Raw genomic sequence first — 25812 nt, 5'->3', positions numbered from 1 at the left:
CCATAAGCCCACGCTAATCGACACCCTCTTCAAGATCGCTTTGTTCGATCGGTCGACTGATCGTGTAGCTGCCGTCGATCCATTTGGCGAGGTCAATCGTCTTACACCGATCAGTGCAGAAGACACCATCGCGGTCAGCGGGGATGGCCTGCTTGCAGATGACGCAACGGCGTGAGTCCTTCTTCTCGCCTGACTGTTGGTCGTTACCCTTGGATGTCATTCCGCATACACCTCCTTGAGGCTGGAGAGTCTGTCGCGCCACGAGTTGCTGACACGAAAGCGAGCCAGCCTACCCGAGGCGTCGTGGATGAGCTCGATCTCAAGTCGATCTTTCGGCAGTACCCCAGCGACGCGATCCGCCCACTCGATGACAACGATAGCTCTTTCACGGAGTTCGCCACCCCAATCATCCCAGCCAATCCCCGAGAGTTGCTGAGCCGAGTTGAGCCGGTAAGCATCAATATGGACCAGTGCTGCAAGACCCCGGCGGCCATCGATCTCATGCTCGTGCATCAGGACAAATGTCGGACTCGACACTGCATGAGGCTCGACTCCCAGACCCTCGGCAAGGCCACGAACCAGAGTGGTTTTTCCTGCCCCAAGTTCACCAACGAGGGCAATGACCTCAGTGGCCTCTGCCAAGCGTCCGATGGCAACACCAAGCCGGCGGGTGGCCTCGGCGTCTTGGAGATGGATCTCAATCGCCTCGCTCACGAGCGGTGCTCCCAGCCGAGGCCCGCGAGTCCCTCCACCGCAACGATCGAGCCATCGGCGTAGAGGTACCGTAGGGCTGACCCTCCGGGCTCGACCTGCCCAATCCGAGTGATGGGGACACCTTCAATCTCGGGAGGCAGATCGCCGGGGTGAGTCAGCAGGAGTTCGTAGTCTTCGCCATCGCCGAGAGCCGATTTCCATCCAGGGTCTGATGAACCCGAGATGGCCGGGTTCAGGGGCAACCGGTCAAGTTCGATCGTTGCCCCCAGCCCGCCGGAGGCCGCAAGCATCCGGGGCAGGTCCATCGCAAGCCCGTCGCTGAGGTCCATCATGGCGGTAGGCCTGAGATCGGCGTTAGAAGCGAGAGTCCGGCCCAGGGTGACGCGAGGCGTGAAGTCGAGATGCCCTGTCCAACCTTCGTGCTCGGCCTGTGACCCACCCAGGAGGCCGGAGACATAGACGTGGTCACCCGCGTTGGCCGTACTCCTTCGGAGGGGTTCGACGCCTCCTGTGTCAGCGAGAAGTGTGATCACGACAACGGTCGGTCCGCCGTGGATGCTGATGTCCCCGCCGACGACGCTGCAAGCGTAAGCAGAGGCGGTCTCATCGATACCCTCCAAAAGCTGCTTCGCTGCAGACTCTGACCACGCCTGATTGAAGACGACACAGGAGACGACCGACTTCGGCAGGGCCCCCATGGCGGCGACATCGGACAGATTCCGCTTGACCGCCTTGGTTCCTGTTTTTCGGGGATCGGTTCCCCGTGAAACATGGACCCCCTCGATAACCGGATCCGCAGCAATCAGAAGAGGGCCTCGACCAGATTCGAGGATAGCCATGTCATCGCCAGGGCCGAGAATGACCCCGGATTGCTTCTGGTAGCGACTCGCGATCCAGGCAAGCAATCGTTGCTCGCTGAGCTGGGTGGGGGCGGGGGTGTGGGTGTGGGCGGGGTCAGTGGACATCTCTGAAACGATACCCTCTCCCCCGGTCAGAGCCGGATGAAACCTACGACTTTGTCGCAGCACCAGACCTTCAGGTCATCGCAGGACTCGTGACCCATACCGGCCTCCTACTTGGCGAGTTTGGCGATCAGCCGCCAGAGGTCCCGGGCTTCGAGCCGGAGGCCAGTATCCGTGGCGAAGCCCTCAGCGATGCGGTCAAACGCCGGCGTATAGGGCAGCTGATCACGCCCACCCATGCCGCCGCCTAACTCCGTTTGGACAAGTATCCGAAGCGTGTGTTCGTGCTCTGCGTCGATGCGCGGGCGCTCTGCGGTTGCTCCGCCAAGCCGCGGCAAACGCCCGGACTTCCTCAGGTTTTGCAGGCGATGGAGGACCGCTGCACGCTCAGTCGTGCTGACTGAGGAGCCATCAAGGGCTACGGCCTCGACGATGTGCTCGAACTCCTCGGTGTAGGGAAGGTCGTCAAGGGTACGTCCTTGTTTCTCGTAAACGCGGGTAAGCAGGTCGTCATCGTGCCCCGCAAATAACGCTGGCTCAGTCATGGTCATAGAGTAAGCCAAGCCAGTTGGTGTTCCCAATCGTTAAAAAAACACCCCAGGGCGGCCCGGGGCGTTGAGTGATCTTGCTGTTTCGGGAGTCACTAGGCTTTGGTGATGACGACAGGTTCCTCTTCGAGCTCCTCCGCCTCGATCTCGGGGGCTGTCGGGAGTTCGGGTGCGTCCCAGCGGATGAGGCCGGGCTCCCAGAAGCCCTTGAGATCTTCGACCCCAGGGATGACTCGCACGGAAAAACCATAGCGACCACTGGTATGTGGCTCAATCGAGCCTTCGAAAAGGTGCTTGCCCTTCCCGAGGTCTTTCTTGTGGGTCATATCGATGGTGCAGCCATCCTGCATATGACCATCGTTGTCAAGGATTCCCGCGTAGATCTGGACACGGACCTCCTTGGGATCGATCTTGCCAAGGGTAACCTCGGTCTCGACCGGAAGGGTCTGGCGAAGCTCCACGACTTTATCAAGGCCAGCCTTCACAGAGTTGACGGCGACCTCACCCCAGCAGTCTCGGAGACGGCTCTTCTGATGAGCCAGAGCGATCGAGTCCTTGAGCTTATGACCGTTGAGCTTCGCCGCTCGCCGAGCCGCTGGCAGGTAGTACTTGGTCGTGTAGTCCTGGACCATCCGGTTGGTGTTAAACGCCGGAGTCAGGGCCATGATGCACTTCTTCATTCGGGCAATCCACTCGTGCGGAACACCCTTGTCGTCACGCTGGTAGAAAAGCGGGACAATCTGGTTCTCAAGAAGGTCGTACAGCGACTTACTCTCGATCTCGTCACCGGTTTCGGGATTGGCATATTCCTCCCGCCGACCAATAGCCCAGCCGACCTCTGGGGTGTACGCCTCATCCCACCAGCCATCGAGGATCGAGCAGTTGAGCACGCCGTTCATAGCGGCCTTCATGCCCGAGGTGCCGGAGGCCTCCATGCCCCGTCGCGGAGTGTTGAGCCAGATGTCACAGCCCTGGACAAGGTGACGGGCGACACCAATGTCGTAGTCTTCGAGAAACACGATGCGGTGGCCAACTTCGCTGTCGTTGGAGAACTTAGACAGCTCGCGAATCAGCGCTTTGCCACCACCGTCGGCGGGGTGTGCCTTCCCTGAAATAAGGAACTGGATGGGACGCTTCGCGTCGCCAAGTAGCCGACTCAATCGCTCAATATCACGCAGCAGCAAGGTGCCACGCTTGTAGGTGGCGAAACGTCGGGCAAAGCCGATCGTCAGCGCAGTGTCAGAGAGCGCATCGCAGTGCTTGCGGATCAGAGTGGGATTCTTGCCCTGAGCCTCAAGTTGAACACGGAGTTTTCGCTTCGACCAGACAATGAGCTTGGCTCGTGCCTGCTCATGAATGCGCCAGAGGTCTTCATCGGGGATGTCAGCGACTGCCTTCCACACCTCCGGGTCTGCTTGATCTTCCCGCCACGGGGTCCCAAGATAGCGATCGAAGGCGTTCACAAGATCAGCGTTGAGCCAGCTTCGCGCGTGCACGCCATTGGTCACGTGCCCAATCGGGATCTCTTCGGAAGGAAGGTTAGGCCAGACGCCCTTCCACATCTCACGCGAGACAAAGCCGTGGAGCTTGGAGACGCCGTTGCACCAGTCGGCGGTACGAATAGCGAGGGTCGCCATCGAGAAGAACTCATTCTTGTCACCAACATTCTCGCGACCCAGCGCGAGCAGACCTTCCATATCGAGGCGCAGGCTCTCGTGGTAACCCTTGAAATATCGTTTGATCATGTCGGGTGGGAAGCGGTCAATCCCCGCAGGCACGGGGGTATGGGTCGTGAAGCAATGGGATGAGGCAGCAGCCTGCCGAGCCTCGTCAAAGGTGATGTCGTAGTCTTCAATCAGCCGGCGGATGCGTTCAAGACCAAGAAAAGCCGAGTGGCCTTCGTTCATGTGGCAGACATCCGGGCGGATGTTGATCGCTTCGAGAGCCCTGACCCCGCCGATGCCAAGCACGATCTCCTGCTTGATGCGTGTGTCCATATCCCCGCCATAGAGCTGGCCGGTGATGCCGCGATCTTCCTCGTTGTTCTCAGGGAGATTCGTGTCAAGGAGGTAAAGCGTGATCTTGCCAACCTGAACATTCCACAGCGCGATCTTGACGTCGCGTCCGGGCAGGTGAACGCTCACCTTCACCTGCTCACCCGAGCTGTCTTTGACCTGGCGTACCGGGAGCTGGGCGAAGTTGAGCTTGGGGTCGGATTCCTGCTGCCAGCCGTCCGGGCTCAGGTACTGCTGGAAGTAGCCGTGGCGGTACATCAGTCCCATAGCAATGAGCGGAATGCCTAACTCAGAAGCGCTCTTGAGATGGTCGCCAGCGAGTACACCGAGGCCGCCAGAGTAGATCTGCAGGCTCTCGGTCAGGCCAAACTCAGCGCAGAAGTAACAGACCCTGTACTCATTAGGGTCCTTCTGCCCTTCGGGCATCCACGGGGACCGGGTGATGTGAGCCTTGAGTTGCTGATGCACCTGCTGCATCTGCCCTATGAAGCCCTCATCGCGGGCAGCAGCTTCGAGCTTGTCCTGCGAGACGAGCCCAAGCAGCTTGATCGGGTTGTGCTTGGTGTGGGTCCAGAGATTCTGATCGAGCCGGATGAACAGACTCACGGCGTCGTGATTCCAGGTCCACCAGAGGTTATGGGCGATCTCCAAAAGAGGCTTGAGGGCCTCGGGGAGCGAGGGCTCCACGTGAAAGTGCCGGATCTTGGCAGCGTTGGCTTTGAGCATGGAACGACATCCTTCGAGATGAGATTTCGGGCTTAGAGAGGCCATCGGCCTCGTGACCCGTCTGGGTCGAGCATCGGGCGCAGGGTGATTTATTGCCCCTCCGTTTGGGGGATATCGGCAATTTAGACCGTTTAACCTCGCCACGCCAGACCCAGAGCACCCTTTTTATGCGCGAATCAGGGCGTCAGCGAGTATCTCCAGCCTGGTCTGCACACGACGAACCCAACCGCCTAGGAGCTGATAACCCACCAGAGCCCCGACAGCGACCATCAGACCCGCTGCGGTGGTGATCAGGGCCTCAGCGATGCCTGCTCCGACATCCGCCGGGTCCAACCCCCGATCGGCCCCCGAGAGCACCTCGAAGCTGTCAATAATCCCGAGCACCGTCCCGAGAATCCCGAGCATGGGGGAAATCGTCACAACGACGGAGAGAAAAGACAAAAAACGCTCCAGTCGTGTCCGCTGGGTCATCAGTGCCGAGTGGACCGCAACCGCCTTGCGTTTCTCGCCGACCGAGAACAGCAAATCCGCATAGATCGATGCTCGCTTAGGAACGATGGCCTCATCACCCGCAACTGACTGAGTGAGTCGTTCAGCTTCCGCTGCCGATCCCGGCCCCGCCAGTCGCAGGAGAAACCACAGGCGTTCTAGAACGACCGCCAGCGAAAGCACGCTCAGCGCCGCCAGCGGCCACATGACGGGCCCGCCACGATCCATCAGCGACCAGAATGCTTCCTGCCAGTTGGTTGCCATCACTCACAAGCCTAGCTGATTCACGGGTGATCTTGTCAACGACAGCGGCCCCCGGTGATGACCGGAGGCCGCTGAGAAGGATCGAAGTGCTTACCTCACGCTGTCGATAGCTCAAGCATGCCCATAGCCGACTGAACGATATCATCGACGCTCAGGCTGCAGTAGTCCATCAGGTCTTCAGGTGACCGCCCGGACTTCGGCAGCCGTTTGACGTGCATCTGCTTGACGGTGAAACCACCCCCGTCAGCCGCCGCAGCGTCAGCAATCGCCGACCCAGCACCGCCGCCGTAATTGTCCTCCAGCGTGAGGATATTGCCGTTGTTGGCGTTCGCGAGGTCTAGAATCGCATCGGAGTCGAACGGGATCGAGTAGAGATCGACCAGCGTGGCGTCGATGCCCTGCTTGTCGAGTGCTTCAAGAGCCTTGTTCGCCTGATGGACCATGTAACCGGTAGCGACGATCAATAGATCACGACCCTCGGAAAGCACCTCGTGCCCGCCAAGAGTGAACGTGTCGTTCTCTGAGTAAAGGAACTCAAGATCCGGTCGCAGAGTTCGCATATAGCAGACACCGTCGTAATCGGCCATCGCCATCGTCAGGGCGTACGCCTGATAAGCACACGAAGGCTGAAGAACATAGCAGCCGGGCTGCCCATTTGGACGTGTCATGGTGGCAAACGAGCGGAACCATGCGATGTCCGGCAATGACATCTGGCTGGGGCCGTCGGCAGCAAGCGAAATGCCAGCGTGGGAGCCGACGATCTTGAAGTTCGCTCCCGAGTTGATCGCCATCTCGATCTGGTCGTAGCCACGGGTCACAAACTTGGCAAAGGTTGAGCAGTAGGCAACCTTGTCGGCAGCCGAAAGGCCAGCGGCGACAGAATACATGTTCTGCTCAGCGATACGGCACTCAAAGAACCGCGAAGCAAGCTTCTCATCCTTCGAGAACATCTCAGCGAAGGTCGAGTTCTTAACGTCAGCGTCCAGCGCGACCACATCCCCCCTCGCGTGACCAATGGCACGCAGGGCAACGCCATAGGCTCGCCGGGTAGCCAGCTTGCCCTTGCTCAGCACCCCGCTCATGCCGAAGGCGTCGAGAGCAGCCCCCATGCTCATCGGCGTCTCATTGCGCTTGCTATCTGGCTTTTTTGGGCTCATCAGTTTGATGGAGAGCTTGGTGTCAGCGAAAGCACCTAGGTCATTAAGTGACTTGGTCAGTTCATCAAGAGCTTTGGCCATGTCGTCGCCATCAGCCGGCTTGCCGTGATGACCATCACCCTGCTGCGAGGGGCTGCCCCAACCCTTCACCGTCTTAGCCACCACAGCGATCGGCGCGGCTTCGGGGTTGAGCATGCTCTCCGCGTGCTCATTGAGTGCATTTTGTATCTCCGACGGCCGATGCCCATCAATCACCAGTGTCTTGAAGCCATAAGCCTCGCACTTCTTGGTCAGTGCCTCGTGGGTCTGCTGACCGCTGACCACATCAGACTGCGCGTAGACGTTCGCGTTGAAGATCGTGAGAACGGATTTGAGATCATGGTCCTTGATAAAGTCCATGGCTTCCCAGACCTGGCCTTCGCGAGACTCACCATCACCGACGATACAGAAGACACGCTTATCCAGACCATCCACCCGGGCCGCACACGCCAGGCCAGCGGCGACCGACAGTCCCTGCCCCAGCGAGCCGGTGGCCGCATCAAAGAACGGGAAGCCCTCAACCGGATTCGGGTGGCCATCAACCACCGAGTCGATCGCTCGAAGGCTCATCGCGTCTTCAACAGTCATCGCACGCAGGTTCGCGGGGTCACGCCCGATATGCACGCCGAGGTCAGCACAGGCTGCGTAGACAATGGGCACCGCATGCCCTTCAGACAACACCAGCCGATCCGACGACGGGTGAGCGGGGTTGACCGGCTCGTATCGCATATGGTCGAACATCAGCACAGCCGTCAGATGGGCCAGGCTGGCACAGGTCGTGGGGTGGCCAGAGCCAGCGGCGGCCGTCATCTCATAGCTGAGCTTGATCAGTTCGCCAGCCTTGGCATGGATCGTGGAATCGTAGGACATGCTCAGCGTTCCTCGCTAAAGGGGGGATCGAAAACCGCCGCACGGGCATCCTTTGCCGTGCGTTCAAGCCACGATTATTGACCGAACCCCCCGCACAAGCAACGCCACCTCCCGGGAAAGCTCAAAAACTCTCGCAGTCCTCTGCCGCACCACGCCCGAATGTGATCGCGTTCTTGCCCTGACGCTTGGCCATCAGCGACATCTGATCGGCGTGATCCAGCAGCTCACCAGCTGTCCGGCCATCCCACGGATACCCGGCTAGCCCCCCGGAAATCGTCAGCGTGCCATCAACCTCGTTGACCAACTCCGGGAACGAATGACTGCACAACGCCTTCTGGAAACGCCGAGCCGCATGAAGCACATCCTGAGGATGCCTGCTGTTAGCCGATCGCGGACCCGCAGCATCCCAGAAGATCACCGCGAACTCGTCCCCGCCAATCCGCGCAACCACATCGTGATCTCGCACCACGACCTGCATCAATCGCGCTGCTTCGCGGAGGATCGTGTCCCCGGCTTTATGCCCGTAGCGATCGTTGTACGACTTGAAGTTATCTATATCAAACACCATCACCGTGACCTGACTTCGCTCCTCTCGAGCCCTGCCAAGCACGCGCTCGAGGAACCGATCGAAGTACCTACGGTTCCAGGCACCGGTAAGCGGATCACGAAATGCCATGTCCTGCATCTGTCGGCAACGGTCCGCGAGCATCAACCAGCGAGCCACCCAGGTTGACCACGGACGAAGCGCCGCGGCATCCCAGCCCGAATCGGAACCGTAAACCCAGCCGTAACTCTGCCCACCATACTCAGCCGCGACGCGACGCTGCACTTCGCCGACCTCGCTCTCTTCCAACGCCACGCTCAAACCCGTCATCCCGGTCTGACGAGACACAACCTCGGCGAGTGTCTCGACCAGCGAACCATCGCCAGCCAGCACCGCATCGATCAGATCGACATCGCCAGGCATGGCCATATCGTGCTGCATGGCAACTGGCGAAGATGCATTATTCTGCTCAGCTTGAGATGCGCAATACGCCACCCCAAGGACTCGTGCGATGCTCCCGGCATCGATAGGTGAATCAAGCCAGTCATCAACCGCATCCCGATCTTCGATCCCGCCACTCGCTCGTTGATCCACGATCACTCTTGGGCGAACAGTCAAGGCACCGAGTGACGCGATGCGATCACGTCCCAACTCGCAGCCCTCGGCTGGATAGACCATCAGGGTTGATGCGCCCGCCTGTTCCAGCAACGCCAAAGCGTCGAGGAAGGACGACGCAGAGTCGAAACGTACATGCCCGTTTAGCTCGCTGGCAGTAGCCTTCACCGAAGACTGCCACCACGTGGGCCCCAACAGGATCACCGCCCACGAGGATTGCTCAGGATCAACCCGCTGTCCCGCAGAACGCGTGCCTCGCTCCAAGGCATGACCGACAGGGTCCATCACGCACGCTCCTCGTCCGGGTACGGTCCCAGCAGCATGCGCAGCTCGTCCTGAGTGATCTCAGGCGGCCGAAGCCGCTCAGGGTCAGGAACGTGAACCAGCACCGGCGACACCTTCTCACGCCCCGATCCGGACCGCAGCAGGACCACACCCCCATCTGATTCGCCCTGCTGCGCCTCACAAGTCGATTGCCCATTATTTCCTGACGACGGCAGCATCATGCACCGGACTGAAGCAAAGCGACGCTCAATCACGCGACGCAGTTCCGCCGCCTCGGATCGCCAGTCGTCCGACGGCCCCTCCGGTTCAAGCAGCAGCACCAAACTGGGCTGGCAACGTGCCACATGGATCACCAACTCAGCGGCTGAGCTAACCCACTGCATGGACAGGCCTCGACGCCCGACCAGTTCAGCCACCTTGGCCTCCTGCTTGGCTCCCGGCACCGACCAAGCCACGACACCGCCCGCCGGGGCAACACCGTTGGCCATAGAATTCTTCCGTTCGGGACTGATCGCCATCTCCTAAGTGTAGTCGCCACGCCGCCGACTCCAAGTCAACCCGGGTATCTTTGAAGATCTGCACGCTTTCCCCAGCCTGCCAGGGTTACCACCCTGAGGGTTGGTTACACTCCCACCCAGCCTTCACAGCCCAAACAGCTACGTTCTGGAGTCCCCATGATGCCATTCCTCGCCGCCGGTGCCCTTGAGGTCAGTGAGATCACGGTCCTGCTGCTGTCGCTGGCAGTGATGCTCGGTCTCGCACGTATCCTTGGCGAGTTGGCCCGAGCCTTCCGCCAGCCCGCAGTCCTCGGCGAAATCCTCGCTGGCGTGATCCTCGGACCCACGATTCTCGGCAATTTCGCCCCCGATGCCTTTACCTACTTATTCCCGTTCGAAGGCTCGGTCTGGATCGCCCGCGAAGGCGTCATCATCATCTCCGCGACCCTTCTGCTGCTCGTGGTTGGCCTTGAGGTCGATCTCGAAACAGTCTGGCGCCAGGGCAAAGCCACCGCCGCCGTGAGCGCCCTGGGCGTCGCACTCCCCATGACCATCGGCATCACCCTCGCGATGAACGCCCCCGTCATGCTCGGCAATCAGGACAACGAACACGGCCTCGCCTTTGCCATTTTCTTTGGCATCGCCCTGTCCATCACCGCCCTGCCGGTCATCGCCAAAATCCTCATGGACCTCAACCTCGCCAAGTCCGATCTCGGCGCACTCATCATCGCCTCCGCGATGCTCAACGACCTGATCGGCTGGATCGGCTTCGCGGTCGTGCTCGCACTGATTGCCGACCAGTCCGCCGACGCCATGCCGGTCTGGATGATCATCGCACTGACACTGGCCTTCCTCGTCTTCATGCTCTCAGCAGGTCGTGGCCTCCTCCATCGCGCCCTGCCCTATGTGCAGGCCCACTGGTCGTGGCCAGGCGGGGTCCTGAGTTTTGTGGTCTTCGTCGCCATGCTCTGTTCTGCAGCAACCGAATCGCTCGGCGTTCACTCCATCTTCGGAGCCTTCATCGCCGGCGTGGCCATCGGAGACTCCCACCACCTCACCGAACGCACCCGCGACACCATCAACCAGTTCATCTCCAACATCGCCGCCCCACTGTTCTTTGCCTCCATCGGCATCGGCATCAACTTCGCCGCCAACTTCAACATCGGGCTGGTCGTCCTGGTCATCGTCGTGGCCCTCGTCGGCAAAATCACCGGCTGCGTCCTCGGGGCACGACTGGCTGGCCTGAGCATGAAGGAATCCTGGGCAACCGGCTTCGGAATGGCCGCCCAGGGCGCGGTTGGCATCATCCTCGGGCAACTCGCTCTGGAAGCCGGACTTATCAGCCAGGAGCTGATGGTCGCGATCGTCATCATGGCGCTCGGTACCTCATTGATGGCCGGACCGCTCATCCAGTGGGTCCTAGGCGGGAAGACCCAGAAAAAACTGCAGAACTACCTCACTGATAAGAACATCATCATCGAGCCCGACGCCGCTAGCCGGGATCAGGCCATCGGCGTCATGGCTCGTCGAGCCACCGAGATCACCGGCATTGACGCCACGACCATCGAGCGTATGGTCATCACCCGCGAACATATTATGCCCACCGGCCTGCCCAACGGTCTCGCCGTGCCGCACGCACGACTCGACGGCCTCGCCAAGACCTGTCTGATCGTCGCAACCTCCCGATGGGGCATCGACTTCAATGCCCGCGACGGCCGCCCGGCCCAACTCATCTTTATGATCCTCACCTCACCGGATCAACCCGAAGAACAGATCGAACTCCTCGGCCTCATCGCCCGAACCTTCGCCACCCCCGCCATCCGTCAACGCGTCGCAACCGCCAAGACCTCAACCGAGATGCTCGCCGCCCTCAACGTCGGAACCTCCACGCCCTCCGAAGCAGACGAACCCGACGACGCCGACCCCACCCACCCACCTAAGGAAGTCTGACCCGCTACGCCCACCACAACAGACCCGACAGCGTCTCATAGAACACCCTCCTCCCAAGCACGCCACATGCCACGCTTACTCCGAGGTCAGGAACTCACGCGGCATCAGCTCACCATATCGAAGATGCTCAACACGATGTGCGACCTTGATGCAGACTGGTTCATCGAGCAAGGCCTCCTTGTGGTTCCATTACCTGAGGCGAAAATAGATAGAGAAGATCTAGAGGCCTCGCGCCCGCTTTTGACAGCCCTTCGCAAGCACGGAAATCGATCCTGCTTATTGGGCTGTACTGCGAGTCTTACACACTTACTCGAACCCGAAAGTTTCGAGGGGAGGATCTTCGATGGTGAGTCAGCACCAAAGCCCACATCGATCATCGCAGAGCTAAATCTGATCGAGGATGATCTTCGTGATTACGTGTGGGATACACCATTTGTCGGCGACGTATTAATAACCAATCGCACACACGACGCTGTTGTTTTCGATAGCTTTGACTACGACTGTTACCTCCTCGCTGGCACACGCGCGTTCATCGAGGACGCCACCCAGACAAGCCTTGAGCAACTCTGGCAGAACTGGGACCGTCATATGGAAGAGTGGAAAAGCGAGTTTTCCGAGTCGGATCCAGAGCGTCGTGAGTCTCAAGAACGCGACTTCAAAGCCCACGCCGAGATGGCCAACCGCCACCGCAGGACCCTGAGTCGTGACTGAACTCAATCCGTACAGCCCACATCCCGTGACCCCCGACGACTTCATCCACACCGCCGTCGAGCGCCTCCGACCCTACCGCATCAACCACGGCCACCTCCTCTTACCTACGACTGACCTGTCCCCCCTCACTCCGCCACAAAAAACCTCGCCGCCGTCCCGCTATCCCCAATGCGGGCTCGCACCAGCCGGGCGCAGTTAGGGCAGTGCCCCTCGTAGGAATGCCCCTGCCGGTTGATGTAGATCCGCGAGTACCTCCCGCAGCAGCGCCAAAAGACAGCGATCCACCGCCGCCGGGGCTCGAACTCATCCGACTCACCTTGAGCATGATGCTGCAGGCGGAGCCCGTCGATGTCCACGATGTCTCTGGGCCTTCTTTTCACCATCAATCTATCGGACAGGTCGCCCCCGCCGGTGGAACAAGCGTGAAACGCCACCGACGGGGCGCACTGCCCTGGCACCACGACTCACAGCCGGAGCAGACCGCGAATCGTGTCCCCTCGCACCCACGCCACCAACTCAGTGGTCGGAACCGCGGACGCGGGGTAAGGGGGGGCGACGCTCAGGACGACTCCTCCACGTCCTTCGCATCATCATCGCCAGCGATAGCCTCCACCTCCTCGGCTTTGCCAGCGATGCCCTTGGCCTCCAGCACTTTCTGCTTGATCTCCTCGAACAGATCAGGGTTCTCACCAATGAACTTCTTGGAGTTCTCCCGGCCTTGGCCGAGCCGGACCTCGCCGAAGCTGAACCAGGCCCCGGATTTCTGAACAACCTCGGTCTCGACTCCCAGGTCGATCAGGTCGCCTGTAGCACTGATGCCCTCGTTGAACATGATGTCGAACTCGGCCTGACGGAAAGGCGGGGCGACCTTGTTCTTCACGACCTTGGCCCGCACCCGGTTGCCGACCGCCACGTCAGCTTCCTTGATCGAGCCGGTCCGACGAATATCGATCCTGACCGAGGCGTAAAACTTCAGCGCTCGCCCACCCGGCGTCGTCTCCGGATTACCAAACATCACGCCAATCTTCTCGCGGATCTGGTTGATGAACACCACCGTGGTCGACGACCGGTTGATCGCCCCCGTCAGCTTCCGCAGTGCCTGACTCATCAGGCGGGCCTGCAAGCCAACGTGCGAATCACCCATCTCACCCTCGATCTCAGCCCGCGGAATCAAAGCCGCCACCGAGTCCACGACGACAATGTCCACAGCATTCGAGCGGACCAGCATCTCGCAGATCTCCAGCCCCTGTTCACCGGTGTCCGGCTGCGAGACCAGCAGGTCCTCGAGCTTCACGCCGAGCTTGCGAGCCCAAGTCGGGTCCAGAGCATGCTCCGCGTCGATGAACGCTGCCATCCCACCGGTTTTCTGAGTGCTCGCGATCGTGTGCAGGGCCAACGTCGTCTTGCCCGACGACTCAGGCCCAAAAATCTCGATCACGCGCCCCCGGGGTATACCACGCCCGCCCAGAGCCAAATCCAGGCTGATCGAGCCCGTCGCGATCCCAGGGATCAGCTTGGACGGGTCGTCATCCAGCCGCATGATCGAGCCCTTGCCAAAGCTCTTGTCAATGGCCGACAACGCCCGCTCAAGAGACTGCTTCTTCTCACGATCCACCGCATCGGTTCCCGTGCGTGCCATGCTGACTCCTCGTTTCGAGCCCCGGGCTTGGCCATTCGGGGCAGTTTGGACTGTTGCGGTCACCATAGGGGAGGCTCCTTCTAGCGTCAATGTTGGGGTTAGGTAAGGTGAACAAGAACCTAACTGATCTATCGACACGCCGCAAGCCCCTTACCCAAAATTTTACCTAACTTTTTTCGCCCACACCCAGTAGCACACCAACACCTCGGCAACACACTATTTTTCCTCCGCCGTGGAATGATTCTCGCTGGACGATAGTTGTTTCAACAACTAAAGTGACGCCTCGTCACGGAAAGGCCAAAATATGTTCACCCTACGCAAAGCAACCGATCGCGGACACACCAACCTCGGCTGGCTCGATTCCCACCACACCTTCTCCTTCGGCGGGTATCAAGACCCAAAACACACAAACTTCGGCCCGCTGCGCGTGATCAACGATGACGTCGTGACGCCAAGTGGCGGCTTCGGCGAGCATCCCCACCGAGACATGGAAATAATGACCTGGGTACTCTCAGGCGTCCTCAAGCACGGCGATTCATTGGGCAATCTCAAATCGCTCAAACCCGGCGAACTCCAGGTCATGACCGCAGGCTCCGGCATCCGTCACTCCGAACTCAACGGCTCGGACACCGACCCAGTCCACCTCCTCCAGGTCTGGATCATCCCGCGAGCCCAGGGCGTGATGCCGCGATACGACCAGCGAACCTTATCCGCTGAAGGCCGCGACCACCAATGGCAACTCCTCGCCGCAGACGACAGCGAGACCGACCGATTCGAAGAAAACACCATGCCACTCGCCCAGTCCGCCCGTTTCCTCGTGGCAGACCTCAAGCCCGGCCGACCACTGGCCTATCAGTTCGAGTCAGGACGCTCGGGATGGCTGCACCTGGCCACCGGAAAGGCCTCCGCTGCAGGACACGACCTCTCGGCGGGCGACGCACTGGCCATCACCGGCGAAGATTCGATCGAACTGACCGCCTCGGAACCGGCTCAGGCGATTCTCTTTGATCTCGCTGACTGAACATCTGCCCCTTAACCCTTCCCACCGGGCCTTCGGGCCCGGTTTTTTATGGATGTTCATCCAAACCCCTCCGCGTCCGGATAACATGACAGACGGACGAGAGGAGATACCAAAAACCAAAAACCCCCAGCCCTTTACGTCCGTATTCATCAGACCAGCCGCCTGCTCGCGTGCCACTGACCTCAAGGTCGATAAACAGATCACATCTTTCCTCTGCCGGATCACTCGATCCGGCCCTCGCACTGGAGTTTCGTCGATGCGCAGGACCTCACTAAACCGTCACCTGGCCACCCTCAGCCTCATCAGCGCCCTCCTGCTCGGAGTCAGCCCCATCGGGACCTCCGCTCTGCTCGCCCAGGACACGCCCGCAGAAGCCAAGGACGAAAAGCCGGCGTACCCTCCCTTTGACGAAGTCATCGAAGGCCTGGAAGAAATCCCCGGCCTGATGACGCTCTACCGCGCCGACGATAAGGACCCCAAGCAGGACCACACCCGCCTGCTCTGCCGCATCCCCGCCTCCCTGCTCGGTCAGGACCTGCTCTTCGCCACCAGCATCTCGCGCGGCCAGATGGCCGGGTGGATGTGGCGCGACTGGCTCGTCCGCTGGGAACTCGTCGGCAAGCACGTCAAGCTCGTGGTCCCCAATGTCCGCTACATCCAAACCCCAGGAACCCCGCTCAACGACGCCATCGATCGCACCTACCGCCCCAGCTTCCTAGCCGCCCTGCCCGTCGTCACCATGGCTGGCGGCGACCCGGTCGTCGATCTCGGCTCGCTGGTGTTCAGCAACGTCGCCCGACCGCCAAGCCCGATCGGCACCTCCTCGCGCACCCCCAATCGCCAACTCTCAGTCTTGCGCACCACCAAGGTGTTCCCCGAGAACATGCTCATTGATGCCGACCTCGCGATGTCCTCAGCCTTTGGCGGCGAGAGCGTTGGCGTCTCCTATGCCTTCCGCAAACTCCCCGCCCTCGGCTCCTACACCCCACGACCCGCAGACGAGCGCATCGGATACTTCACCACGGACCGCCTCGACTGGTCCACGAGCTACGCCGCCCGCGAAACCGCCGTTCGCTACGCCAACCGCTGGAAACTCGAAAAACAAGACCCCTCCCTCGAACTCTCCCCGCCCAAGGAACCCATCGTCTTCATCATCGAAAAGACGGTCCCGATCCGCTGGCGACGCTGGGTCCGCGACGGCATCGAAGACTGGAACAAGGCCTTCGAGGAGATCGGCTACATCGACGCCATCGTCGTTCAGCAGCAGACCGACACCAACGAGTTTGCCGACATCGACCCCGAAGACGCCCGCTACAACTTCGTCCGCTGGATCGTCTCAGGACGCGCATTCGCGATGGGCCCCTCCGTCGCCGACCCCCGCACCGGCCAGATCCTCGACGCCGACATCATCTTCGACGACTCCATGGTCCGCTGGTTCAACTCCGAGTTCGACCAGCTCGGACCCGAGTCCCTCGGTGCCTGGCGCGGACCCGCCTACGACAAATACCAGCTCATCATGCAACACGTCCGCGAGCACGGCTCGATCACACCCGATCAGGAAGACGCCCTCCTCGCCGAAGCTACCGACGCACTCCACCACCACGACGGCGCCTCCTGCCAGCTCGCCCACGGGCTCCAGCAGCAAATGGCCATGGGCCTCATGCTCTCACGCATGGGAACCCCCACCGGCAAAGAAATCCCCGAGCACTTCATCGGCGGGGTCATCAAGATGATTACCACCCACGAAGTCGGCCACACCCTCGGACTCCGACACAACTTCCGCGCGTCCGGCTGGCTCTCACTCGACGAAATCCGCCAACGCCGCGATCGCACCGATGAGGCCACCTCATCCTCCGTCATGGACTACAACCCCATCCTCTTCTTCCAGGGCGACGAGTACGAAAACGTCAAGAACTTCGTCACCCCCGTCATCGGACCCTACGACCACTGGGCCATCGAGTACGGCTACGGCGTCCCCGAGCCCGGTCAATCCCACGAAGAGTTCATCAAAGCCGTCGCATCACGCTCCACCGAGCCCGCACTCGCCTTCGCCACCGACGAAGACACCATGTGGGTCTACTCTCCCGATCCCCTCACCAACCGCTGGGACATGAGCAACGACCTCCTGGGCTGGATGGACTCACGAGCCGAGCTCGCCGATGACCTGCTCGGCAACCTGACCGAATGGGCCATCGACCCCGATGAACCCCGCTACTTCCTCCGCTCCATGTTCGCCTCCCTCATGTTCGAAAAAACACAGCAGAGCTACTTCGTCTCACGCATCGTCGGTGGGCAGCATTACTCACGATCACGCCTCGGCGACCCCGACGCGCCCCCAGCCCTCGAGCCTCTCGAAGCCGAAGAAATGCGCGCGGCCATGACGCAGATCGCCAAGACGATGTTCAACCCCGACTTCTTCGTCACCGACCACGAACTCCTGAACAACCTCGCACCCAGCCGTTGGCGTGGTGGCGGCAGCCTCATGCTCGATTACCCCATCCACCTGGTCATCACCAACGCTCAAATCCGAACCCTCGAAGACCTCATGGCCTACCCGCTCATCCAGCGGATCTACGACGCCGAAGTCAAGACCACGGAAGATGACAAGTACACCGCCGCCGAGCACCTCCAGACACTCACCAACGCCGTCTGGAATGAAGTCAACGACACAGCCGACACGCCCGCCGACGGCTGGACCGACGCCAACCCCATGATCCCCACCATCCGCCGCAACCTCCAGAACATCCACGCCGCGATGCTCATGGACTACGTCCGCATCGACCTCGGCCTCACCCGCTTCCTCTCCCCAGACGTCCAGCGGATGATGCGCTTCACCCTCCGCAACCTCGCCGCCGACATCGAGTCCACACTCGAAACCCAAGGCGACAGCATCGACTTCGGAACCATGGCCCACCTCACCGAACTCCACTCCCAGATCACCCGATCCCTCGAGGCCGAGTTCACCGCCCGCTGATCCGCCCTCTCTCTATAAACAAAAGCACCTAACGAGCCCCGGGCGCAAGCCCGGGGTGCTTTTTTACAACAACATCCAAGTCATCCCCACTTCACTCCCGCACCATCCCCAACACCACCCGCCCCCCCGCCGCCAGACTGATATCCAATCCCTCGACCAAACCACCAACCGTCACGCCCCCCACATCACCCTCGATCACCTCGACCGACACCACCTCATCCAACGGGTTCCACGCCGGCCAGCTATTGAGCCGAGCCCAACGCCACGGCAGAGCCTCGCTGATCGGCTGCGACGATCGTCCCCGCACCAGCCGCCCCTCGTACCCGCCATCACTCTCGACCACGATGACAACCCGCCCCCCCTGCTCCGCCAAACCAACCCGCGTCCCCGGCTCCCACGGCTGCATCTTCCACCCCCCCGACCTCAACTCCGCGTACATCAGCGACGTCCGCATGTAGTTGCCATCCAGGTACCCCTGCGAAACAAATCCGTCCACCGCCTGCATGTCGAACATGATCCCGATCTGCCGATCCACCCAGGGCAGCAACACCCCCGTCGTCCGCGGGTAGTACGCCGACAGATACAAGGCACTCTCGATCGCGTCCGCATAACCATCCATGCTCGCCCCCTGCCACTTGAAACCATCCGTCGCCGCCACCGCCTTAGCCACCGCCATCACCTCATCACGCATCGCTTCCAACCTCTCCCCTTCGATCACCCCATGCCGCTCCGCCGCATCCGCAAACAGCAGCACCCCGTTGAGCACATACCCCCAGTTGTCACTCGGCTTCAAATCCGTGATCGCATACGTCACCGGATCGATCTCGTTCACGATCAGACCCCGCTCATCCCGGCCATGCTCCAGCACCAGCTCTAGCATCCGACCGATCGGCTCCGCCCACCGCCCCGCTCGCCCCGCCCACAACGGCTCATCCCGCCTCGCCACAGCCAACGCATAGGACTCGGTCAACCCCGCGATGATCTCGTTCCCGTGATCCCGTAGCGACAGCAACCCCTCCTCCACCTCATCAGCCTCGAAATCGTAACTGTGCACCGGAAGCCCGCCGGTCTTGACCATCATCTGCCCCACCACCGCGTCCGTCAGCCTCGCCTGCATCTCCGCATACGCCGGCCGATCCACCACCAGACTCATCCGCCCCAGAACCTGCAACACCTCGCCATTCACCTCCGAGTTCGACGAGGGAATCAGCCCGTACCGCGACTCATGCCGGCTGCTCGCAAGGATCGCATCCATCACCTCCACCAACCGCTCGCGCACCTGCTCATCCCCCGTCCCCTCATAAAGACTCAGCAGCCCATCCTTCGCGTACTCACTGGTCCCGAAGATCGGTCCTCGCGCCCCAAACACCGGGTGCTCCGACGACGCCAGCAACACGCGACCCGTCTCCGAACTCGCAGCGTGCGCCAGCGAATCCGGACCCGAGATCGCCCGCTCCGCCTCCATGGTCTCGCGCATCAACAACAACTCGTCCAAACCCAGATAAGCCGCAACATGAAACTGGAAACAGAAAAAATCCGCCGCCGTGTTCCGGTAGTTCCACTCCGCCTCCAGCCACGACTCCGGAAACAGCTTGCTCTCCGAATGCCGCATGCCCATCCACGAATCAAACGTGCTCTTCGCTCGCCGCAGCGCCTCCTCCGACAGCACCGCATGCGCCCGCGCCACCGACAGCAAATCCCCCGAAGCTCCCGCCGCATCCCGCGCATCCAGCACAACATTCCGCAGCGTAAACGACGCCGCATGAGGCATCTCCGGCGCTATCCGCGCCGGGAACACCGCCGCCCGAAAATGCTTGTTATCCAACAAGACCAGCGTCACCCCCGCACCCAACGCCATCGCCACCACGCCCCACGCCACCAGCCGCGTCAACCACCGCCCCAAGCCCATCCCTGATCGCTCCGACATGACCGCAGCCTCTCGATAAAAAGAAGCACGCAGCATAACGCCACACGACCCCCAACATCACATCACCTAAGCCCCCGACAACCCCTACGCCACCCAACGCAGCCCCGGTGCCTCGGCCTCTATACGCTCCGCCACACGCTCCCGCACCCACGCATACGTCGCCGCCATCCCCTCCGCCAGCGCGATCGACGGCGACCACCCCAACCGTTCCTGGATCAGCCGATTATCACTGTTCCGGCCGTTCACACCCTTCGGCGCATCCAACCGATACCGCCGCTCCAGTCGCAACCCCGCGATCCCCTCCACCAACGTCACCAAACCATCCACCGATACCAGCTCACTCGATCCAAGATTCATCGGCTCACGACAGTCACTCCCCATCAGCCGCAGGATGCCTTCGATGCAGTCATCGATGTAAGTAAAGCTCCGCGTCTGCTTGCCATCACCCCACACCTCGATCTCATGCCGTCCCGTCAAATCAGCCTCTGCAACCTTCCTGCAGATCGCCGCTGGAGCCTTCTCACGCCCCCCCTCCCAGGTGCCATACGGGCCATAAACATTATGGAACCGCGCCACCCGTGTCTCCAACCCAAAATCCTCGGTGAAATGCCGGCACATCCGCTCGCTAAACAGCTTCTCCCACCCATACCCATCCTCAGGCATCGCCGGATAAGCATCGGCTTCGCGCAACGGCGTCACATCCGCACGCCGCTGCTTCTCCGCGTTGTAGACACAAGCCGAGGACGCATAGAAAAACCGCTCCACCCCCACGTCACGCGCCGCCATCAGCGCATGCGTGTTGATCAGCACCGACAGCATGCACAACGCCTTGTTGTTCTCAATAAACCCCATCCCACCCATGTCCGCCGCGAGGTTGTAAACCGTCTGCGCCTCTGTGCACGCAGCCTGACACGCGCCAGCCTCCCTCAGATCCAAGACCAGATTCTCGACCCCCGCCACACGATGAAACCACTCTCCCACCGGCTTGAGGTCCACCGACCGCACCCGCTCGCCCCGCGCAACCAACTCCGCGACCAGCCGACCGCCGATGAACCCCCCACCTCCAAGCACCACGCTGACCTTCTGACCCATACCAGGCTCCCGAGTGTTTCCAGATATCTCTTATCGGCAACCCCCGCATGACCCCACGAAAAAGCCCCGCCTGGTGAGGCGGGGCTACACAAAAACTCTTATCAGATCGTGACTTACGCCACCTGGCGACGACGCATCAGACCCGCCAGCCCAAGCCCGGCCAGCACGCCAGCCCCAGGCTCAGGAATCGGCACGGATGTCCCGAAGTTACTCGCCAGCAGCGACAGGTCAACGAGATCGATCTTGCCGCTGCCGTTGAAATCACCCGTCGCCCACGTCCCGATCGTCTCGAAGTTCGACGCCAGAATCGACAGATCAATCAGGTCCACCATGCCGTCCAGGTTCGCGTCCCCAGGCAGCGCCGCAATCGCCAGCACCAACTGCTGATTGTCGTAGATCACCGCCATGTACTTCGTCGGGTTCACGATCAGGCCCGACACGATGTCAAAGGTGTCAAAAAGATCACCCGCCTCCGTCGTAATCAGCTTGAACGCATCGCCATACTCCGGCTCAAACCCCATCAAGAGCTCGATCTCACCCGCCAGGTAACCGTCAAAGGTCACTTGCAGGAGGTCATGCTCCGTACCCGAAGCATACCCGTCGATCTCCATCTCCAGCGTACCCGTCACCGTCTGACGGAACTCGTTCACCTCCGCAAACCCAGGCGACGAACCAATCGTCATCAATCCCTGATTCACAACCTCAATCCCCACATCCGCACCGTCCAACAGCGCCAACGATGAGGCTGATCCAACCACCATCTGGCCCGTCCCTGCAAAGCTCGCCCCCGCTTGAACCTCCGCAGAACCGAGAATCGACAGCACCGTATCGACGTTATTGACACTCGATGGACGGAACGTCGTCGCCGATTGAAGAATCGACGTCGATGCACTGTTCACATCCAGATTGCCGGACAGCCGCAACTCAGGAGCAATCAATCGACCGCCAGTCAGAAACAGATCCGAGCCACCCCCCATCACCAACAGCCCCTCAGTCATCTGGAAGTACCACGGCGCCCCAATCTCCATCTGTGAGTCGAATCCAAAGTTGGACCCACCCGGGTTCACATACTGAATACTGCCCTGCGTCGCACGAACAATCCCCGACTCCGGAACAGCACCATCAATATCCGCCCGAGGCGTCGTCGCCACGATCAGCAGCCCGCCCACACCCTCCAGCACCCCGTTGTTGATGAAACCCGCCGTGCCAATCGAGCCCCGGCCGCGCGTCACACCGTCATTCACGATCTGCGAGCCGAGTACCGTACCCCCATTCAGCTCCAGCGCCGTCGCCACCGAAGTGTTGAAAGGCGTCGTAAAGTTCAGGATACCGTCCGTATCCGCCGTCCCGATCACGCCCACGCTCGTCACCTGACCGCCATCGACACTAAGCGTCCCATCATCCGCCATCAGGTCCGAGCCAGCCAGGAAGTTCACACCCGAAGCGATCGTCCCGAAACCATGAAGGTCAGCCCCGTTGCTCGCACTCAGCGTGCCCCCGGCATTGATCGTGGCACCCTCAATCCGGTTCGGCTGACCGGGGGTCCCACTCTCCAGCCGGAACTGAGCCGTCCCATCCACAAACGTCATCACCGCCCCATCATCAAACGTCACCCGAGCCGGCACCTGCGGGAATCCGTCCACACTGATCGGCCCGTCGAATCGAACATCCTGCCCAACAATCACATCCCAGCCCGTGCTGAATGAATTGAAGTTCACCGCCCCAGCCGTGAACCAGCCATCCAGCGTGTTCACCGTGATCCGACCAAACAACCCGAAATTCAGCGTGCCCGAATACCGGTTGGTGTTATCAAACGCCTGCAGATAATCGCTGTTGATCGTCAACTGCGAGATCAGGTTCATCTCCGCAAAAATACCCTGAAAACCATCCATGTCATACCGAGCCACCGTCACCGTAGTCGGGGCATTGACCGTCGCATCACCACTCTGGAGAAACGCGCCATCACCCGTGATCGTCCCGCCGTCGTAGCTCGTGAGATCATCAAAAGAAAGTTGCCCGCCAGCCAGCACCTCAACCACACCACCCGTATCCAGAGAAACCTCCGAAAAGACCCTCGAGAAGGCTCCCGCACCACGAATCACGCCACCCGGTCCGATCACGACCTCTGAGCCATCGAGCACCGCGATCGACGGATTCGCACTGACCATGTCCACCAACCCATTGAGCTCCCACGCCGCAGCCGTATTGACGTTGGCCCGCCCACCATTGAGTCGCAGCGTCCCGTCAAAGCCATCTACACCCCCATCAATAACGTCTGAGTTGATCGTCAGCGTCACGCCGTCATTTACCGTCGTCACACTGTCCCCACCGTTCGATCCGTCCCAGTCCAGGGTCGCTGTAGCGATCGTCGTATTGGCCGCAATCGTCACATCCGAGTTGAAACGCAGCGTCCCGGCACCCGTGTGCGTCCCACCCTCAAAAATCGCCGTCCCTTCCAACTCCAGAAAACTCGTCGTATTGGTGGCCGAAGTCGAAGTAAACGTCACCGGCGCGAACAACTCATTCGTCCCAGTCAACGCGTTCACCGTCCCCGTCCCCCCATCCCCAACAATCATCCGCGACCCCTCGAGGTCACCGCCGTTCATGTTCATCGTCCCGCTCAGCGTCCAAGCCACCGGGAACGTCAGAGGCGGAATGATGATCCCCGTCCCCTCAATCGCCAACCCATCGCCCTCCGCCGGAGGCGGGAGAATAATCAAGGGCGACCGCGTGTTCACATTCAAAACCGCCCCGCTGCCAATCGTGATGATCCCATCATGCGCATCATTGATCCCCCGACCCGTGATATCCATCCGCGAGTTCGCCTCCAGCGTCGTATCCGAAATCGTCCCACCATCCCAGTCAAAAGTATGCGTCTGGATAGTCACCGTATTCCCCGCCGTCACCGTCGCGTCACCATTCTGCACCAACGTCCCCGCACCCGTAAACGTCCCGCCGTTGTAGGTGATCGAATCAGACGTCGAGTTCCCCAGCGTCAACTGCGCATCACTCGCCGTGATGTTCACCGTCGCCGTCGACTCCACCACCACAGGCGTATCAATCGCCGCAAAACCCACCACATTCACCACACCCGACAACGTCGTCGTCCCCGTCCCCAGGATCTCAGCATCCGCCGCCAGCGTCGCCCCACCGTTGAGATTCAACACACCTCCGGTACCCAATGCCCAGTCCACATTAAACGTGATGTCCTGCCCGTCACCCACCGTCATCACACCATCAAACGCATCATTCACACCACCCGACGCGAACGTGATATTCCCCACCGACGCATCCACCAAACCATTCCCCGATGGACCATCCAGGTCCCATGCCGAGGTCGCATTCGCCGAAACAAACGTCAACCGACCGCCATCCGGCCGAATCCGCCCGTCATTACGGAACGTCCCCGCCACATCCACCGTCCCGTTCCCGTTGACCTCACCGATAAACCCATCAAATACCTCGGTATCCAGGTCATCCCCGATATCCGCCAACCCCCCGCTCATGTCCAACTCACCGCCGTTGACGATCACATCACCCGCCTCGAGCTCGCCACCCGTCTCCACAAAAATCTGCGTCGAACCCTCACCCGAAGCACGCTCGATCGTCACCAACCCACCAATGTCGATCTTCTCCCCATTCGTCTGCACGTCCGTCCCCTCACCCACAAACAGACTCGCCGCGAAAAACGTACCACCACTCAAAATCTGCGCAGTGCCCCCATGACGCATCCACGCATCATCCGCAGACCCCGGCTGCTTGCCACCCACCCACTCGAAATCATTCCCCATGTCCCCCGCACTCAGCATGTCCTGACGCAGCAGATCCAGATTCGTCCAGTTCGACCCCGTCGCCGCCGCCAACACGTCAATCGCCGTCGGCAGCCGACGGACACCACTTTCGCCACAGCTCCCACACATTAACGCCGTCCGCGCATCCAGATGGACATCGCCCTCGATCCCTGTCACAAACCCATTGGTCAGACCCGTCGGAACGTCATAGTCCCCATCCGCATACTCCCCACTCGACACATTACTCGTCAGACCCACCGCGTGACCGATCTCATGAATGATCGTGCTCAGCGCATCAAAACCATTCCGCGCAGCATTAGGCGCAGACGAAAACGCATCCCCCCGATACCCAACCTCCAACAACGCCGGCGGCGAGTTATTAAACCAGTCCGCCTGCTGCGTTGCCGTCAGATCGCGATAAAGCGTCTGCTGCATGTCATACTCACTGTTGTTGTCAGGCGTCGTGTCGAAATACCACAACCGATTCGAGCCGTTGGACTGCGTGTCCAGCCGAATCCGCGCGTCTGTTGGCTTGCCCGAACTCGTCCCAAGATTGTTGTGCACCCCCAGCGTCCCGTTCGTGTCACTCAGATCATCCCAGTAATACTCAATATCCAGCGTCCAGCTGTCCTGGATGATGTCCTCCCAGTAATCCGCCGCCCACTGCATCATCGCAGTCAACTGCGCCGCTCCCGGATCATAAGACGGGTTCGTGCTCGACCCCGCATCAAACGTCAGATTGATCGTCAACCCCGATGCCGTCCCCGCCGTCATCATCATCGCCGCAGCCAACAGACAGCCTGTGCTCGTTCTCATCGTTAGATCCCTTCTCATTGTCGCTAATAGAAATGAAACCAGCGGCTAACCACCGCACACCCTCTCAATCCACAACGCACGCTCTCACGCGCTCAACTCCCATACCTAACTTAACACTTTAATCCCTTCTTTCAACCCCTTTGTTCCAAATATCTCAGTCTAAATG

The 25812-nt window shown here is 60.6% G+C and carries 18 protein-coding genes; 4 read left to right on the top strand and 14 right to left on the bottom strand.

Annotated elements, in window-relative coordinates; genetic code table 11:
- Positions 1-13: 13 nt before the first annotated feature.
- From yacG to RIG82_10875, 9 genes are all read right to left on the bottom strand, one after another.
- Positions 14-220 (bottom strand): DNA gyrase inhibitor YacG, encoded by a 207-nt coding sequence (yacG, locus tag RIG82_10915; protein ID MEQ9461449.1) that lies wholly within the window; start codon positions 218-220, stop codon positions 14-16.
- Entirely contained in the window at positions 217-714 is a 498-nt protein-coding gene (gene tsaE, locus RIG82_10910) for a tRNA (adenosine(37)-N6)-threonylcarbamoyltransferase complex ATPase subunit type 1 TsaE (protein ID MEQ9461448.1), read from the bottom strand. Before tsaE ends, yacG begins: the two co-directional genes overlap by 4 nt.
- Positions 711-1679: a thiamine-phosphate kinase gene (thiL, locus tag RIG82_10905; GenBank protein MEQ9461447.1), complete on the bottom strand. Its 969-nt coding sequence runs from the start codon at positions 1677-1679 to the stop codon at positions 711-713. The genes tsaE and thiL overlap by 4 nt, the downstream gene beginning before the upstream one ends.
- Before the next feature lie 107 nt (positions 1680-1786).
- Positions 1787-2221: a hypothetical protein gene (locus RIG82_10900; protein ID MEQ9461446.1), complete on the bottom strand. Its 435-nt coding sequence runs from the start codon at positions 2219-2221 to the stop codon at positions 1787-1789.
- A gap of 98 nt (positions 2222-2319) precedes the next feature.
- Positions 2320-4965 carry an alpha-glucan family phosphorylase gene (glgP, locus tag RIG82_10895; protein MEQ9461445.1) on the bottom strand — a complete coding sequence of 882 codons (2646 nt, stop codon included), beginning with the start codon at positions 4963-4965 and terminating at the stop codon, positions 2320-2322.
- Positions 4966-5130: 165 nt separating this feature from the next.
- Positions 5131-5718 (bottom strand): MotA/TolQ/ExbB proton channel family protein, encoded by a 588-nt coding sequence (locus RIG82_10890; GenBank protein MEQ9461444.1) that lies wholly within the window; start codon positions 5716-5718, stop codon positions 5131-5133.
- 95 nt (positions 5719-5813) lie between these two features.
- Positions 5814-7784, bottom strand: coding sequence for a transketolase (locus RIG82_10885; GenBank protein MEQ9461443.1), 1971 nt, complete (start codon positions 7782-7784; stop codon positions 5814-5816).
- A 121-nt stretch (positions 7785-7905) separates the two neighbouring features.
- On the bottom strand, positions 7906-9228 hold the full coding sequence (locus tag RIG82_10880; protein ID MEQ9461442.1) for a GGDEF domain-containing protein: 1323 nt from the start codon (positions 9226-9228) through the stop codon (positions 7906-7908).
- Positions 9228-9716 (bottom strand): hypothetical protein, encoded by a 489-nt coding sequence (locus RIG82_10875; GenBank protein ID MEQ9461441.1) that lies wholly within the window; start codon positions 9714-9716, stop codon positions 9228-9230. Before RIG82_10875 ends, RIG82_10880 begins: the two co-directional genes overlap by 1 nt.
- Before the next feature lie 186 nt (positions 9717-9902).
- Between RIG82_10875 and RIG82_10870 the strand changes: the two genes are divergently transcribed.
- Together RIG82_10870 and RIG82_10865 are read left to right on the top strand one after the other, a co-directional pair.
- Entirely contained in the window at positions 9903-11675 is a 1773-nt protein-coding gene (locus RIG82_10870) for a cation:proton antiporter (GenBank protein ID MEQ9461440.1), read from the top strand.
- A 123-nt stretch (positions 11676-11798) separates the two neighbouring features.
- On the top strand, positions 11799-12386 hold the full coding sequence (locus tag RIG82_10865) for a hypothetical protein (protein MEQ9461439.1): 588 nt from the start codon (positions 11799-11801) through the stop codon (positions 12384-12386).
- A 125-nt stretch (positions 12387-12511) separates the two neighbouring features.
- Here the strand turns inward: RIG82_10865 and RIG82_10860 are convergent, their stop codons facing one another.
- Both RIG82_10860 and recA read right to left on the bottom strand, forming a co-directional pair.
- Entirely contained in the window at positions 12512-12769 is a 258-nt protein-coding gene (locus tag RIG82_10860) for a hypothetical protein (protein ID MEQ9461438.1), read from the bottom strand.
- Between the two features lie 176 nt (positions 12770-12945).
- A complete protein-coding gene (recA, locus tag RIG82_10855; protein MEQ9461437.1) occupies positions 12946-14025 on the bottom strand; it encodes a recombinase RecA in 1080 nt (359 codons plus the stop codon).
- A 304-nt stretch (positions 14026-14329) separates the two neighbouring features.
- Between recA and RIG82_10850 the strand changes: the two genes are divergently transcribed.
- Positions 14330-15046 carry a pirin family protein gene (locus tag RIG82_10850; protein MEQ9461436.1) on the top strand — a complete coding sequence of 239 codons (717 nt, stop codon included), beginning with the start codon at positions 14330-14332 and terminating at the stop codon, positions 15044-15046.
- Positions 15047-15302: 256 nt separating this feature from the next.
- Complete coding sequence (locus RIG82_10845; protein MEQ9461435.1) at positions 15303-18020, top strand: zinc-dependent metalloprotease; 2718 nt, start codon at positions 15303-15305, stop codon at positions 18018-18020.
- A 91-nt stretch (positions 18021-18111) separates the two neighbouring features.
- Here RIG82_10845 and RIG82_10840 read toward each other — a convergent pair whose 3' ends face one another.
- The 3 genes from RIG82_10840 to RIG82_10830 form a co-directional block, all read right to left on the bottom strand.
- A complete protein-coding gene (locus RIG82_10840; protein ID MEQ9461434.1) occupies positions 18112-19947 on the bottom strand; it encodes a hypothetical protein in 1836 nt (611 codons plus the stop codon).
- A gap of 84 nt (positions 19948-20031) precedes the next feature.
- Positions 20032-21039, bottom strand: a complete 1008-nt coding sequence (locus tag RIG82_10835; GenBank protein ID MEQ9461433.1) for an NAD-dependent epimerase/dehydratase family protein — start codon at positions 21037-21039, stop codon at positions 20032-20034.
- Positions 21040-21152: 113 nt separating this feature from the next.
- The gene (locus tag RIG82_10830) at positions 21153-25646 is read right to left on the bottom strand and encodes a hypothetical protein (protein ID MEQ9461432.1); all 4494 of its coding nucleotides are present in this window, start codon (positions 25644-25646) and stop codon (positions 21153-21155) included.
- Between the last annotated feature and the right edge of the window lie 166 nt (positions 25647-25812).

Source organism: Phycisphaeraceae bacterium (genome assembly GCA_040222855.1).
Taxonomy (GTDB): Bacteria; Planctomycetota; Phycisphaerae; order Phycisphaerales; family Phycisphaeraceae; genus Mucisphaera.
Note: the sequence above shows the minus strand (reverse complement) of the source record. Positions and strands in the feature narration are given on the sequence as shown.

Excerpts from the sequence above, each read along its gene's own strand:
- yacG (MEQ9461449.1), bottom strand. The coding sequence starts at position 220 with ATGACATCCAAGGGTAACGACCAACAGTCAGGCGAGAAGAAGGACTCA.
- thiL (MEQ9461447.1), bottom strand. The coding sequence starts at position 1,679 with ATGTCCACTGACCCCGCCCACACCCACACCCCCGCCCCCACCCAGCTC.
- RIG82_10900 (MEQ9461446.1), bottom strand. The coding sequence starts at position 2,221 with ATGACTGAGCCAGCGTTATTTGCGGGGCACGATGACGACCTGCTTACC.
- glgP (MEQ9461445.1), bottom strand. The coding sequence starts at position 4,965 with ATGCTCAAAGCCAACGCTGCCAAGATCCGGCACTTTCACGTGGAGCCC.
- RIG82_10890 (MEQ9461444.1), bottom strand. The coding sequence starts at position 5,718 with ATGGCAACCAACTGGCAGGAAGCATTCTGGTCGCTGATGGATCGTGGC.
- RIG82_10885 (MEQ9461443.1), bottom strand. The coding sequence starts at position 7,784 with ATGTCCTACGATTCCACGATCCATGCCAAGGCTGGCGAACTGATCAAG.
- RIG82_10880 (MEQ9461442.1), bottom strand. The coding sequence starts at position 9,228 with ATGGACCCTGTCGGTCATGCCTTGGAGCGAGGCACGCGTTCTGCGGGA.
- RIG82_10875 (MEQ9461441.1), bottom strand. The coding sequence starts at position 9,716 with ATGGCCAACGGTGTTGCCCCGGCGGGCGGTGTCGTGGCTTGGTCGGTG.
- RIG82_10870 (MEQ9461440.1), top strand. The coding sequence starts at position 9,903 with ATGATGCCATTCCTCGCCGCCGGTGCCCTTGAGGTCAGTGAGATCACG.
- RIG82_10865 (MEQ9461439.1), top strand. The coding sequence starts at position 11,799 with ATGCTCAACACGATGTGCGACCTTGATGCAGACTGGTTCATCGAGCAA.
- RIG82_10860 (MEQ9461438.1), bottom strand. The coding sequence starts at position 12,769 with ATGGTGAAAAGAAGGCCCAGAGACATCGTGGACATCGACGGGCTCCGC.
- recA (MEQ9461437.1), bottom strand. The coding sequence starts at position 14,025 with ATGGCACGCACGGGAACCGATGCGGTGGATCGTGAGAAGAAGCAGTCT.
- RIG82_10850 (MEQ9461436.1), top strand. The coding sequence starts at position 14,330 with ATGTTCACCCTACGCAAAGCAACCGATCGCGGACACACCAACCTCGGC.
- RIG82_10845 (MEQ9461435.1), top strand. The coding sequence starts at position 15,303 with ATGCGCAGGACCTCACTAAACCGTCACCTGGCCACCCTCAGCCTCATC.
- RIG82_10840 (MEQ9461434.1), bottom strand. The coding sequence starts at position 19,947 with ATGTCGGAGCGATCAGGGATGGGCTTGGGGCGGTGGTTGACGCGGCTG.
- RIG82_10835 (MEQ9461433.1), bottom strand. The coding sequence starts at position 21,039 with ATGGGTCAGAAGGTCAGCGTGGTGCTTGGAGGTGGGGGGTTCATCGGC.
- RIG82_10830 (MEQ9461432.1), bottom strand. The coding sequence starts at position 25,646 with ATGAGAACGAGCACAGGCTGTCTGTTGGCTGCGGCGATGATGATGACG.